Source organism: Pseudarthrobacter sp. B907, assembly GCF_040137805.1.
Taxonomy (GTDB): domain Bacteria; phylum Actinomycetota; class Actinomycetes; order Actinomycetales; family Micrococcaceae; genus Arthrobacter.
The window spans coordinates 1-13328 of the sequence record NZ_JBEEQE010000016.1 but is presented as its reverse complement, the minus strand read 5'-3'; the positions used below and the strand labels follow the sequence as shown (position 1 = coordinate 13328).

The following is a 13328-nucleotide window of genomic DNA, read 5'->3' as shown; positions in this document are numbered from 1 at the left end:
TGAAGATGAATCCGGACCGCGAAGCGGGGTTGTGGCCGGCGGCCTGGGTGCAGCCCGCGGCAGGCTTAACGCTAGGGGCGCCCCGCTGCCAAGTCAACGATTCCGGCAGCCTCCGCGAGGAGCTCGACGGACCGAAGCCTGTCCTCCACCCGGGCGCTCTGGTGCGCGACGATCAGTTCGTCGGCGTCGGCGTGCGCCGTGAACTCCTCGAGGTAGTCGACCACGGCCCCCGGGGTGCCCACCGCGGAGTACTTCATCATCTGCGCCATGTGCTGGCCCTGGGGCGAATCCAGGATCATGTCCGCCTCGTCGTCGCTGAAGACGCGGCCGTTGCCAAAGAACAGCGACACCCGGGCCCGTTTGGTGGCCTGGAACATTTCCTGCGCATCGGCAGCGGAGTCCGCGGCGATCACGTTGACGCCGGCGATCACGTGCGGGGCGTCCAACTGCGCGGACGGCCGGAACTCGCGGCGGTAGAGGGCCACGGCGTCCTGCAGGGCGTTCGGGGCGAAGTGCGAGGCGAAGGCATACGGCAGTCCGAGCTGCGCGGCCAGCTTCGCCCCGAACAGCGAGGATCCAAGGATGTACAGCGGCACGTTGGTGCCCTGGCCCGGGGTGGCCTCGACGCCGGGGATGCGGGTGGGTCCGCTCAGGTAGCCCTGCAGCTCCAGGACATCCTGCGGGAAGCTGTCCGCGCTCATCGGGTCCCGGCGCAGCGCCCGCATGGTGTTCTGGTCGCTGCCCGGGGCGCGGCCCAGGCCCAGGTCGATCCGTCCCGGGTGCAGGGTCTCGAGCGTGCCGAACTGCTCGGCGATGGTCAGCGGCGAGTGGTTGGGCAGCATCACACCGCCTGCCCCGAGCCGGATGCTCTTGGTCTGCGCGGCAACGTGGGCGATCAGCACGCTCGTCGCGGACGATGCGATGGAGGACATGTTGTGATGCTCGGCGTACCAGATGCGGCGGTAGCCCAGCTCCTCGGCACGCTGCGCCATGGCCACGCTGCCGGCGAAGCTGTCTGCCGCCGTCTGGCCCTTGCCGATGATTGCCAGGTCAAGGATGGAAAGCGGAACAGTCACGGAAAAGCCGGCCTTTCGTTGCGGAGCATGATCAAGATCAGGTGGCGGCCACGCCGGATCCCGGCGGACGCACACTGGCGATAACGGCGCCCGGCCCCGGGATATTTCTGCCGCCACTGTGGTGCTCCCCATGTGGTGCTCCCCGCCTGCGCCGCCACTCTCCGCTGCGTGCAGGAGGGGATCGGCCGCTGGGCCGGTCCCCTCCCGTCCGGTTCCGCTAGACCGTGTCAGTGCCTGGTCACGACGATCGGGCCACGCAACCGCCCAGGGCGATCTGTCCGTCGATGGCCGCGATCTGGTTCTGGACACTGCCCAGCTGGCCTTGGAGATCGGTCACGATCTTCTTCTGGGCGCCGATGGAATCCTTGCTGGAGCCCTTTCTCGCCTGCAAGGCGGCGAGCGTGGCGTTGGCATCGGTCAACTTCGTGTCCAGTGCGGTCAGCTGCGACTGGAGTTCCTTCAGCTTGGTTTCGGTGGCGCTGATCTCACCGTTCAGCGCGTCAAGCTGCGTCAGCAGCGGGGCGACCCGGGCCTGCAGGTCGAGGATTTCACGTTCCTTGGCCGCAACCTGCCCGTTCAGCGCGGTGACCTCGGCCACGAGGGTGTCAAGCTGGGAGTTCAGTGCAGCGATCTCCGCCTGCTTGGCGCTCACCGCCGCGCCGGCGTCCTCCAGGGCCGTTGTCAGGGCCGGCAGTTGGGACTGCAGCCCGGCCAGCTCGGATGCCTTGGCCGTCGCGGCCGCCTGCGCTGCAGTGAGGGCGGAGTTGGCGGCCGCAAGCTCGCCCTTCAACTTCTCGAGCACGAGCTTCTGCGCAGCGATCGCGTCCTGGCTTTCCGCAACGTTGCTTGTGAGCGTCGGCACGGTTGCCTCCAGGGCTGCCACGATCTGCTCCTGCGCTGCGACCGCGCGGGTGGCAGTGGCCGCAGCGGCCTCCAATGCGGGGATTTGCCCCTGAAGAGCAGCGAGTTCGGCCTGCTTGGCGGCCACGGCCGCGTTGGCGCCTGTTACGGCCGACTGGAGCGTCGGGATCTGCGCCTTCAGCGCAGCGATCTCGCTCTGCTTGAGGGCGACGGCGTCATTGGCGGCGGTCAGGGATGCCTGGAGCGGGGCGACCTGCTGCTGCAGCGCGCTGCTTTCCTGCTGTTTGGCCAGCAGTTGCGCGTTGAGGTCGCTTACCGCTTTCTGGAGGGTGGCCAGGTCTCCCTGGTAGCCGGCAATGGTGGCGGTCTTGGCGCTGATTTGGCTGTTAATGGTGGTGAGCTCGCCCTGCTTGAGGTCCCGCAGGTCGATCAGGTCACGCTTTTGCTTCGAGTTGCCCTTGATAGCGTCAATCTGGGCTGTGAGCGCTGCAATCTCGGCTTCCCGGGTTGCCTTGGTGGCCTGCAGCGCGGCAAGCTCATTCTGCGCGGTGGTCAGCTGGGCCCGCTTGGCCGTAATCTCGGCGTTCTTCGCCGCGATCTGCTGCTCCAGCGACGTGATCTCGGCGTTCAGTGCAGCGATCTTGTTGCTGTTGGCGGTGACGGCGGCCGCGGCGCTTCGAGCGGTGGCCTGCAAAGTTGTGAGCTCTGCCTGGGCCGTGGTGATCTCGGCGTTCTTCGCGGCAAGCGCGTCCATGGCGGCCCGGGCATCGGCCTGCAGCGACGCGAGTTCGCCCTGGGCCGCCGCGATCGCGGCGTTTTTCGCTGCGACGGCGTCATCGGCCGCGGTGGCCTCACCCTGGAGGCCGGCGAGGGTGGCTTTTGCGGCGCTGACCTTGGCAAGTTGTGCATCAAGTTCGGCCTGGGCTGCAGTTCCCGCCGCCTCAAGGCTCTGCAGTTCCGACTCGGCATCGGCCACGGCAGTCCCGGCAGTCACCACTGCCGCCGCGGCGGTAGCGGCCGCGGCGTTCAGGGCCGTGAGTTCGGCTTCGGCCGCGGCAATCTCCGCGTTCTTGCCGGCCAACGCTGCCTCCGCTGCACTTGCCGCCGCCGCCAGCGTCTCCTTCTCGCTAAGCGCCACGCTGAGCTGGGTGTTGGTCGCACCGATCTGGGCATCGACCTCGGCGGCGCGGCTCTTCAACTGATCGGCGGCGGCTACGGCCAGCGCTTCTTCCTCCTGCAGGGGTGCCAGCTGGTTGGCGGCCGTTGCCTTCTCCGCCTCAAGACCGGCCAGGGTCCCCTTCAAATCGAGCACCGCTGCGTCGGCCCTGGACCGTTCAGCCTCCAGCGAGGCAAGGTTATCCTGCGCCGCCCTAATTTGGCCGTCCAGAGCCAGTTCCGCCGCGTCGAGGGCAGCGATAGACGCCGTTGTCGCATCGAGCTGCGCCTTAATGGCCGCGGCGCTGGCCTGCAGGGCGGAGCGTTCGGCCTGCAGCCGGGCGATGATGTCGGCGTTCTTCTTCGCCGAGGCTTTGAGCAGGTTCTCCTGGACGGTGCCCCGGTGTGCCAGCTGGTTGACCACCCCGTTGCAGACGCCGTCGACGGCTCCGGTGGCGGCGGTCGCCTGCGGGGCAAACAGCAGCATGCTGGTCAGCACGCCCGGGACGACGACGGCGGCAGCAAGCCGGCGGGTGAGGACAGAGTGGTGCGAACGGTTGAGCATTGAGACCCCCAGAGAGACACAGCAAATGAGACACAGCAAATGCGGCCGATTGTGGCCGCATCCTTAAACCCCGATGCTATGCGTGGATATACGCGCGGAGCGGGGTCGTTTCCACTCGACTTTTCAATGGATCTACGTGTCTTTTACCCCCGTGTACTCGCTTTTCCGCGGGCGACTACTTGGTCCGGCCTTTCGGCCCGGAACCGGGCGGAAAAACGTACGGTTTCCGTGCGGTCGGGGAGACGAATAGCTGCAGTCCGGGCGCTTTCCCGTCCCGGCCCGCATCCTGTGCAAACGGCGGCGCCAGCGGGGTGAACGGAATACTCAGCAGGCTTAGGGGGTTGCCACGCTTATGAGCCACGACAACTCACAGCATCCGGAACCATTGGCAACGATTGAGCTTAAGGACCTGGGAACCGTGCACCGCCTGGGCTTCGGCGCCATGCGCATCGTCGGCGACGGCGTCTGGGGTGAACCCGCCGACCGGGACGCGGCCGTCGCGGTCGTCCGCCGCGCCGTAGAACTTGGCGTCGACTTCATCGACACCGCCGATTCCTACGGCCCCAACATCAGCGAGGAGATCCTCGCCGAGGCGCTGCACCCCTACCGGGACGGCCTGAAAATCGCCACCAAGGTCGGGTTCACCCGCACCGGCCCGAATGAATGGGTGCCGCTGGGCCGCCCCGAGTACCTGCGCCAGCAAACCGAGCTGAGCCTGCGCAAGCTCAAGGTGGAGGCGCTGGACCTGCTGCAGCTGCACCGGATTGATCCGAGGGTTGATCCGGAGGAGCAGTTCAGCGTGCTCCGCGACCTGCAGAAGGAAGGCAAGGTCAAGGCGCTGGGGTTGTCCCAGGTCAGTGTGGCCGAGCTTGAGCTGGCAGGGCGCTACTTCACCGTTTCGACCGTGCAGAACCGCTACAACCTGACGGACCGTAGCTCCGAGGATGTCCTGGGCTACGCCGAGGGGAACGGGATCGGCTTCATCCCGTGGGCCCCGATCTCGGCCGGCGAACTTGCCCGGCCCGGCGGCCCGCTCGCCGAGGCCGCCACCCGGCTGGGCGCCACCACCTCGCAGGTGGCCCTCGCCTGGCTGCTGCGCCGCTCCCCCGCCATGATGCCGATCCCCGGCACCGGGTCCGTCACGCACCTTGAAGAGAACCTGGCCGCCCGCGGCGTCGTCCTCGATGACGCCACCTTCGCCGAGCTCGAAGCCTCGCGCTAAACCCCACCCCCATCACCACCCCCGTGGTCGGCTTTTGCGCCGGCAGAACAGGAGCACACAAATGGCTAACATCCTTATGGTCGTATCCGCCGCAGATTCCCTCACCATGCGCGACGGCAGCAAGCACCCCACCGGCTACTGGGCCGAGGAACTCGTCGTCTCACACCAGACGCTGCGCGGTGCCGGGCACACCGTCCACATCGCAACCCCCGGCGGCGCCAAGCCCACGGTTGACGAGGTCAGCCTCGCGGCGGAATCCGCCGGCGGCCAGGACCGCGCCGACGCTTTCCGCGCCTACCTTTCCGACATCGACGCCGAGCTTTCGGCCCCGCTGGTGCTGGCCGACGTCGAGCTCGCCGGCTACGACGCGATCGTGATGCCCGGCGGCCACGGGCCCATGGCAGACCTGTTCGAGGACGCGGACCTCGGCCGGCTGCTGGTCGAGGCCAACACGGCCGGCAAGGTCATCGCGCCGTTCTGCCACGGCCCCGCCGGCCTGCTGAGCGCCGTCGACGACGCCGGGAAGTTCGCCTTCGCCGGGCGGCGCCTCACCGTCTTCACCAACGAAGAGGAACTCGGCGGCGGCACCGGGGAGAACACGCCCTGGTTCGTCGAGGACGTACTGAAGGAGAAAGGCTCCGTCGTCGAAAACGGTGCGGCCTGGAGCTCCAACGTGGTCCGCGACGGCAACCTCATCAGCGGGCAGAACCCGCAGTCCAGCGAGGACGTGGCGCAGGAGGTCCTCAAGGCTCTCGCCGGATAGGTCCCGACGGGCCGCCGAAAATAAACATCGGCGGAGGCCGGGTCCGGGCTTCCGGACCCGGCTAAGCTAGCGGCATGGCCATCAAATCCACAGCAGACAAAGTCGCCACCATCCAGAAGGGTTACACCCTGGAGGGGCCCACGATCGAGCTGGGAGCCGCGATCGTCGACGGCGAACTCCACAAGGACGCCCCCGTCAGGCTGCCCCTGTCGATGATGAACCGGCACGGACTGGTGGCCGGCGCGACCGGCACCGGCAAGACCGTCACGCTGCACATGATGGCCGAGCAACTCTCCACCGCCGGCGTCCCGGTGTTCCTCGCGGACATCAAGGGCGACCTCTCCGGCCTCGCCACGGCCGCCACCGGCTCGGAGAAGCTGAAGGCCCGCACCGACAGCATCGGCCAGGCCTGGGCCGGCAAGACATTCCCGGTTGAGTTCCTTGCCCTCGGCGGCGACGGCGCCGGCATCCCGGTCCGGTCCACCATTACATCCTTCGGCCCCATCCTGCTCTCCCGCGTGATGGAGCTCAACGAGACCCAGGAGTCCAGCCTGCAGCTGGTCTTCCACTTCGCGGACAAAAACAACCTCGAGCTGATCGACCTCAAGGACCTGCGGGCGGTCATCCAGTTCCTGACCTCGGACGAGGGCAAGGACGAACTTGAGAACCTGGGCGGCCTCTCCAAGTCCACCGCCGGCGTCATCCTGCGAGAACTGATCACCCTCGAGGCGCAGGGGATGGAAAAGTTCTTCGGCGAACCGGAGTTCGACACCGCCGAACTGCTCCGGACCGCCCCCGACGGCCGCGGCGTCGTGAGCTGCCTGGAACTGCCGACGCTGCAGACCAAGCCGATGCTGTTCTCCACCTTCCTGATGTGGCTCCTGGCCGACCTGTTCGAGGACCTGCCCGAGGCGGGCGACCTGGACAAGCCGAAACTCGTGTTCTTCCTGGACGAGGCACACCTGCTGTTCAATGACGCCTCCAAGGCCTTCCTGGACGCGATCACCACCACGGTCCGGTTGATCCGTTCCAAGGGTGTAGGCATTTTCTTCGTGACGCAGACACCGAAGGATGTTCCGGCGGAGGTCCTGGGCCAGCTGGCCAACCGGGTCCAGCACGCCCTGCGCGCTTTCACCCCGGAGGACGCCAAGGCCCTCAAGGCGACGGTGTCCACCTTCCCGATGAGTGACTACGACCTCGAGGAGACCCTCACCTCGGCCGGAATCGGCGAGGCCGTCATCACCGTGATGAACGAGAAGGGCGCACCGACCCCGGTGGCCCTGACCCGGCTGCGTGCCCCGGAGTCCGTCATGGGCCCGAGCGATGACGCGCTAATTGGCAGCACGGTGGCTGGGTCCGTCCTGCTCGCCAAGTACGGCACGGCCGTGGACAACGTCTCCGCCTACGAAAAGCTGACCGGCCGGGCGGCGTCGCCGACCGGCGCAGCTGCCGGCGGCTCCACGGCACAACCGCCCACGGGCTCCGGGGCCGGCCTGGACCCCAACGCCGTCGACGCGGATGCCCGCCGGATCGAGGAAGAAATCCTCGGCCGCCCCAGCAGCCGTCCCGCCCCGGCGCCCGAACCGGAACGCGCACCGCAGCGGCGCGCCCCGCAGCCGCAGGACTCCGGTGGAGGAATGGCCGGAGATCTCGCCGGGGCCCTGGGCGGGGCCCTCGGCGGCGGCCTCAAAAGCATGGCACGCTCGCTGGGCACGCAGATCGGCCGGGAACTGCTCCGCGGAGTCTTCGGAACCGCATCCCGGCGCCGCCGCCGCTAGACGCGTCACCGCCGGATCGTCCGGCGGTAATGGTGCACGTCACACGTGACTCCTGTGACACGTGTATTCAGTGGGCGTGCAGGTAACGTAAGAGACGTGCAGATGAGTCAGGCGTTGGTCAGGATTGCAGCCGGGTGGCTGATGGGCCTGATGCTCGCCGTGGCCGGCGCCGTCGTCGCCATCAATCTCGTGAACAACTCCCTTGCCAGCCCGCAGCAGCCGGTCCGCGAGTATCTGGACGCCCTGCAAAAGGGTGAAGGCGGGAAAGCGCTGGGCCTGCTGCACGCCACCGTGCCGCAAAGCAACCCCGCCATGTTGGACGGAGCCGCGTTGAAGACCGCTGCCGCGCGGATCTCCGGGGTCAAATTCGGCGACGCCGAGGACCGCGGCGGGAACCAGGTTATGGTCCCGATCGACTACTCCATCAACGGCACCCAGCTGCACACCGAGTTCCTGCTGCAACGTTCCGGTACCCAGTGGCTGTTCTTCCACGACTGGTCCTTTGTCCCGGCGGAACTGCCGACCCTGAACGTCACCGTGGTGAACTCGAACCAGGCCACGCTTAACGGGGTTCCCGTGAACATGCCCAACGGCCGCAACACCTTCGCAGTGTTCTACCCGGGCGAGTACGAGGCGTCCCTGAACGGACAGTTCTTCGCGGCTCCCGCGACCCGGGCAACCCTCGCCGGCCGGGACAATCCCCCGGCACCGCTGAACCTGCTGACCCAGGCCACCGACGGCCTTAAGGACGCGGTCGGCGCCAAGGTCAAGCAGTTTCTCGACGACTGTGCCGACCAGGCGGACAAGAAGCAGCAGCTGCAGCCGGACTGCCCGTTCTACCACACCACCAATAACCGGGTGGCGGACGGAACCATCGACTGGAGCATCACCGACTATCCCGTCGTCAAGATCGAGCCCTTCGGCGGCCGCTGGGTAGTGGCGCCGCTGGACGGCAAGGCCCGGATCAAGGCGCGGCAGACGGACCTCTTCACCGGCGCCGTCACCGAGCTCAACGCGGTCCACGACTTCAGCTTCACCACCCGCCTGGACATCGACGGCGACACAGTGAAGCTCACGCCGCAGCTAAGCAACTAGGCGTCGGTTGGCTCAGCCTCAGTCCATGCCGCGCAGGTCCAGGACCAGCTCGGTGTCCCCGTCGGGCTGCAGCACCACCGGGATGCCCCAGTCCTGCTGGTAGAGGTGGCAGGCCGCGTGGTCCGGGATTTCGCCGTCGTCGGTTTCCGGTCCGTCGCAGGCTGCGGCGCGGGCGGTAATGTGCAGCACGCCTTCGGGGACGTCGGAGGAGAGCTCCAGGGTGCGGAGCAGCCCCACCGAGGTTCCGCCCCCGGCCACCAGCAGTTCCGGCGGCGTGGATGAAATCTTCAGCTGCGTCGGGTCGCCCCAGCGGTCGTCGAGTTTCTGCCCGGTCGGGGCCGTGAAGCGGACCGCCAGGGACAGCAGCCCGGGCGCCACCGGGCTCTTGGGGCGGTGCGTCTGCACGGCACCCTCGTCCACCTGCTGCGCTTCCTTGGGGATCGGCACATAGACGAGCTGGTGCTTGTTCGCCTCGACCACCACCAGCAGCGGTTCGGCGCCGGCCACGTGCGTGTGGTCCACAATGACATCCGAGGGTTCCGACAGCCCCCGAGCGAGCGTGGAAACCGTCCCCGTGGCGGGGTCGTAGCGGCGCACGGCACCGTTGTAGGTGTCGGCGATCGCCACGGAGCCGTCCGGCAACACCGTCACGCCCAGCGGGTGCTGAAGCCGGGCCTCCGCCGCCGGGCCGTCCCGGAAGCCGAAGTCGAACAATCCCTTGCCCACGGCGGATTCCACCGTGATGGCGCCATCATCGGCGATGACGAGCTTGCGCAGCGCCGAGGTCTCGGAGTCAGCGACCCAGATGTTCCCCTCCGCGTCGTCGGCCAGGCCGGAGGACTGGGCGAACCAAGCTTCGGCGCCCGGGCCGTCGAGCAGGCCCTCCAGTCCGTTGCCGGCGATGATGGACACCGCTCCCGTGACCGGGTCGAAGCTGAAGATCTGGTGCACCCCGGCCATGGCCACCACGACGGCGTTGAGCTTGCTGGACCACACGACGTCCCAGGGGGAGCTCAGCGAGACCTGCAGCGGATCGGCCTCGAGTCGGGCACCGTACGCGGCGCCTTCCTCGTCCACCCGGGCCGGGCCGGTCTCAAGGAGCCGCTGGATACCGTTGCCGGCAAGCGTGATGGTGGTGCCGTCCGCGAGGGAGAGCCCGCGGATCCGGTGGTTGACCGAGTCGGCAACCACGACGTCGTAGCCGGCCTTCGCTGCCACGTCCTCGGGCAGCAGCACCAGCCCCTGCGGCTCGTTGAAGCGGGCGTCCGCGGCGCCGCCGTCGGTGTGGCCCTTCTCGCCCGAACCGTAGGTGCCCAGCACCGTCTCGAAGTCGGTGGCCAGTTCAACCAGCCGGTGGTGGCCGGTGTCGGTGACCAGCCAGGTTCCGGCCGCGTCCTCCCGCCCAGCCTCGTCGGCGGCGGCGGAACGGCCGCGTCCGGCCGGCAGGTACAGGGCCTTGCCCGGGAACCGGAGTGTGCCCGACGTCGGCTCCGGCGCCACGTAGGGCCCGTCGCCGCGGTGCAGGGTGCCCTTGGCCTCGTGTTCTGCGATCAGTTCGGGGATAAGCACGGCCAGGCCGTCCGCGTGGCCCTCGCCGGAGAGGTGCGCCACGATGTAGCCCTCGGGGTCGATGACCACAAGGGTGGGCCAAGCGCGGGCGGTGTAGGCCTTCCAGGTCTCCAGTTCCGGGTCGTCCAGGACCGGGTGGCGGATCTCGTAGCGCTCGACGGCGGCGGCCAGCGCCACCGGGTCCGCTTCGTGCTCGAACTTGGGCGAGTGCACGCCGACGGTCACAAGGACGTCGGAGTACTGCTGCTCGAGCGGGCGGAGTTCATCCAGGACGTGCAGGCAGTTGATGCAGCAGAAGGTCCAGAAGTCGAGCAACACAATTTTGCCGCGGAGGGATTCGAGGTCCAGGGATTTGCCGCCGGTGTTCAGCCAGCCGCGGCCTACGAGTTCGGAGGCCCGGACCCGGAGGTGGGTGCGTACGGTTTCGCTCATCAGCGTCCTTCCAGCTTTGAATTGCGCTCTGCCAGCTTCGCGTCGCGTTCGGCGAGCTTGGCAAACATATCGTTGTAAGCGGTGAGATCGGCGTCGTTATTCCTGTCCGCCGCGCGGTCGGTGCGCTTGGACTCCCGCGCGTCGGAGCGGGACCACATAACGGCGACGCCGATCGCCACGAGCAGGGTGGGTACCTCGCCGATCCCCCACGCCACCGCACCGCCCATCTGCTGGTCCAGCAGGGCCGAGGGACCCCAGGTGCGGCCCAGGTTCCCGAAGTAGTCGGCGGCGAGCAGGCCTGTGCCTCCCATGATCGCGACGCCGAAGAACGCGTGGAAGCCCATGGTGGCCAGCAACAGCAGCAGCCGCATCGGGTACGGCGCCCGCCGGGGCAGGGGGTCCGTGCCGATCATGGTCAGCACAAAGATGTAGCCGGTCAGCGCGAAGTGCAGGTTCATCAATTCGTGGCCCACGTGGTCGCGCATCGCGTAACCGAACGCGTCCGAGTAGTAGAACAGCACAATCGACCCAGCGAAGTTGGCCGCGGCGAACAGCGGGTGTGTGACGAGTTGCGAGAACTTTGAGTGCACAAAGACCAGCAGCCATTCCCGCGGCCCACGGGAGCTGTCCCGCCGCGGAGTCAGAGCGCGCAGCGCGAGGGTGACCGGGGCGCCCAGGACCAGGAAGATCGGTGCCACCATGGTCAGCGCCATATGGTCGACCATGTGCGCCGAGAACAGCACCCGGCCGTAGACCGACGGCGGCCCCGACGTCACGTAGGTGAGGACCGCCAGGCCGATCACCCAGTTGACGGACCGGAACCAGGACCAGGAATCGCCGCGCTGGCGGACCCTGCGGATGCCCAGGACGTAGGTGATCAGGCCAAAGACGGCGACGGCGACCCACAGCCAGTCAAACCGCCATTCGGTGAGCCAGCGCTGCGGCGTCAGTTCCGGAGGCAGCTCGTAGCCGGAGAGGATGAAGGCCGGGGAGACGTTCTGGGCGGCCGTCTCGCCCTGCGGCGGGGCGGAGCGGCCAAGGGCGACGGCGATCCCCGACGTCGCGCCCATCACCAGCAGCTCAACGAGCACCAGTTGCCAGAGCACCCGGCGGGCGGACAGGCCCGAGCCCGGGGCGCCAAGCTGCGGAATGACCCAACGGCGGTGCATGAACCCGATGCCGCCCAGGACCAGGGTGGCCGACGCTTTCGCGACAATGAGCTGCCCGTAGGTCGACCCGAAGAGGTCGGCCCAGCTGCCCACGCGGATGCTCGCGTTGATCACGCCGGAGGCGAAGACCAGGGCGAAGGCGAATCCGGCCACGGCGGAGAAGCGGCGGAGGGTCGGCTCGGTGATGTCGGCCTTGCCGCCTGGAGCAGACAGGATGCCGGAGAGGAGCGTCAACACGATGATGCCGCCCAGCCAGGCCGAGACACCCACCAGGTGGAGGCCCAGGGAGTTGATGGCGCCCTCATGGTCGCTGGAGCTGGAGGAGTGCCCGATCAGCGCCGCCGGGGCCAGTCCCGCCAGCGACAGGATCAGGGTGAGCGCCAGGGCGCCGCGCGAGCGGACGCCGAACAGGGCGGTGGTGACCACGGCGGCGATAATAACGACGGTCAGCCACGCCCGCCCGGTCTCAATGTCGGTCATGAAGTAGACGAGGGACCTGGTGAATTCAGGATCCCCCGAAATCGCCTGGCCCGCGATGTCGGAGTAGCTCAGAACCAGTACCGCGACGGCGGAGAGGGTCCAGGCAACGCCGGCTGCGGCGGCGACGGCCAGGACGCGGGTGAACGCCGGATGTTCCGGGGCGTAGCTGTCCCTGGAACGCGCACCATTGAGATTTCTGGGCAGGATCCCGACGGCGAAAATCAGGCCGCCGATCACCGTGGCAAGGGCTGCGTTGTGGACGGCCTTGCTGACCGGGAGACCCCAGCGGACCAGGGCTCCGGGGTCCGAGACCGCGCGGGCACCCGCGGCGCCGGAGAAGAGCAGCGCAGCCGCCAGTCCCACGAATACAGCGGCCAGGCCGGCGAGCTGCCAGGGCCGGCTAATCCCGCGCGCTCCGGCACCGGAGCCGGACGCTCCCCCGGTCGGGGAAGGCGCTGCTGTAGTTCGGGGTTTTGCTGGGGAAGGCACAACTCCATTGTCCGCTACGGCCGCCCGGGCACCGAATCCTGGCGGCAGGAGTTAACGCAAAGGAGCGGCAACCCGTAGGTTGCCGCTCCTTTCAAGCGCTCGAAGAAGACTACTTCTTCTTGGCGACTGCAGCCTTCAGCTTGGAGCCGGCGGTCAGCTTGACGCTGTGGCCAGCGGCAATCTGGATGGTCTCACCGGTCTGCGGGTTGCGGCCGGTGCGGGCTGCACGGTCGGTGCGCTCGACGGCGAGCCAGCCGGGGATGGTGATCTTTTCGCCCGCGGCGACAGAGGTCTCGAAAACCTCGAACAGTGCATCGAGCACGGAGTTGACGGCTGCCTGGCTGGTGCCGGCCTTGCCAGCTACCTCTGCAACAAGTTCACTACGGTTCTTAGCCATTTATGTCCTCCTGGACGGTTCTAATTTCTGAAGCCTGCACGCGGCATGCGTGTAAGCCACTCTTCGAAAACTTACCAGCTTGCCGCCGCCAAGGTGGCAAATTCCGCGTGTTTTCGCCCTTTTTTGGGAAAATTTCCGGGTTTCGAGGGCCTTGGGCGCCGCTTTTCAGCCATCAGCGGAAGCTGCAACACCCCTGTGGGCGCCGGCCGGGGCGACAGGCCGACCGCCGCGCCGGCGCTGGGTGGTTTTGTGGTTAAAGGGGGAGAGCCTCCAACCT

The 13328-nt window shown here is 67.8% G+C and carries 10 protein-coding genes; 5 read left to right on the top strand and 5 right to left on the bottom strand.

From position 1 onward, the window contains the following. Positions 1-71: 71 nt before the first annotated feature. Positions 72-1076 carry an LLM class flavin-dependent oxidoreductase gene (locus ABLI39_RS13485; protein ID WP_349413937.1) on the bottom strand — a complete coding sequence of 335 codons (1005 nt, stop codon included), beginning with the start codon at positions 1074-1076 and terminating at the stop codon, positions 72-74. 238 nt (positions 1077-1314) lie between these two features. Continuing rightward, on the bottom strand, positions 1315-3657 hold the full coding sequence (locus ABLI39_RS13480; RefSeq protein ID WP_349413936.1) for a coiled-coil domain-containing protein: 2343 nt from the start codon (positions 3655-3657) through the stop codon (positions 1315-1317). Positions 3658-4009: 352 nt separating this feature from the next. Between ABLI39_RS13480 and ABLI39_RS13475 the strand changes: the two genes are divergently transcribed. The 4 genes from ABLI39_RS13475 to ABLI39_RS13460 all read left to right on the top strand — a co-directional run bounded on the left by ABLI39_RS13475 (position 4010) and on the right by ABLI39_RS13460 (position 8515). After that, the gene (locus ABLI39_RS13475; RefSeq protein ID WP_349413935.1) at positions 4010-4879 is read left to right on the top strand and encodes an aldo/keto reductase; all 870 of its coding nucleotides are present in this window, start codon (positions 4010-4012) and stop codon (positions 4877-4879) included. A gap of 61 nt (positions 4880-4940) precedes the next feature. Then, positions 4941-5642 carry a type 1 glutamine amidotransferase domain-containing protein gene (locus tag ABLI39_RS13470; protein WP_349413934.1) on the top strand — a complete coding sequence of 234 codons (702 nt, stop codon included), beginning with the start codon at positions 4941-4943 and terminating at the stop codon, positions 5640-5642. Positions 5643-5716: 74 nt separating this feature from the next. Continuing rightward, positions 5717-7420 (top strand): helicase HerA-like domain-containing protein, encoded by a 1704-nt coding sequence (locus tag ABLI39_RS13465; RefSeq protein WP_349413933.1) that lies wholly within the window; start codon positions 5717-5719, stop codon positions 7418-7420. Between the two features lie 102 nt (positions 7421-7522). After that, positions 7523-8515 carry a hypothetical protein gene (locus ABLI39_RS13460; RefSeq protein WP_349413932.1) on the top strand — a complete coding sequence of 331 codons (993 nt, stop codon included), beginning with the start codon at positions 7523-7525 and terminating at the stop codon, positions 8513-8515. An 18-nt stretch (positions 8516-8533) separates the two neighbouring features. Here the strand turns inward: ABLI39_RS13460 and ABLI39_RS13455 are convergent, their stop codons facing one another. The 3 genes from ABLI39_RS13455 to ABLI39_RS13445 form a co-directional block, all read right to left on the bottom strand. Beyond that, positions 8534-10516 (bottom strand): NHL domain-containing thioredoxin family protein, encoded by a 1983-nt coding sequence (locus ABLI39_RS13455; protein WP_349413931.1) that lies wholly within the window; start codon positions 10514-10516, stop codon positions 8534-8536. Continuing rightward, positions 10516-12654 carry a bifunctional copper resistance protein CopD/cytochrome c oxidase assembly protein gene (locus ABLI39_RS13450; protein WP_349413930.1) on the bottom strand — a complete coding sequence of 713 codons (2139 nt, stop codon included), beginning with the start codon at positions 12652-12654 and terminating at the stop codon, positions 10516-10518. Before ABLI39_RS13450 ends, ABLI39_RS13455 begins: the two co-directional genes overlap by 1 nt. A gap of 109 nt (positions 12655-12763) precedes the next feature. Continuing rightward, on the bottom strand, positions 12764-13051 hold the full coding sequence (locus tag ABLI39_RS13445; RefSeq protein WP_011776355.1) for an HU family DNA-binding protein: 288 nt from the start codon (positions 13049-13051) through the stop codon (positions 12764-12766). A 45-nt stretch (positions 13052-13096) separates the two neighbouring features. Between ABLI39_RS13445 and ABLI39_RS13440 the strand changes: the two genes are divergently transcribed. Beyond that, positions 13097-13328: hypothetical protein (locus tag ABLI39_RS13440; protein WP_349413929.1), on the top strand; the 232-nt coding region annotated here is incomplete at its 3' end.

Coding starts and splice junctions, on each gene's coding strand:
- ABLI39_RS13480 (WP_349413936.1), bottom strand. CDS start 3,657: ATGCTCAACCGTTCGCACCACTCTGTCCTCACCCGCCGGCTTGCTGCC.
- ABLI39_RS13475 (WP_349413935.1), top strand. CDS start 4,010: ATGAGCCACGACAACTCACAGCATCCGGAACCATTGGCAACGATTGAG.
- ABLI39_RS13470 (WP_349413934.1), top strand. CDS start 4,941: ATGGCTAACATCCTTATGGTCGTATCCGCCGCAGATTCCCTCACCATG.
- ABLI39_RS13465 (WP_349413933.1), top strand. CDS start 5,717: ATGGCCATCAAATCCACAGCAGACAAAGTCGCCACCATCCAGAAGGGT.
- ABLI39_RS13460 (WP_349413932.1), top strand. CDS start 7,523: ATGAGTCAGGCGTTGGTCAGGATTGCAGCCGGGTGGCTGATGGGCCTG.
- ABLI39_RS13455 (WP_349413931.1), bottom strand. CDS start 10,516: ATGAGCGAAACCGTACGCACCCACCTCCGGGTCCGGGCCTCCGAACTC.
- ABLI39_RS13445 (WP_011776355.1), bottom strand. CDS start 13,051: ATGGCTAAGAACCGTAGTGAACTTGTTGCAGAGGTAGCTGGCAAGGCC.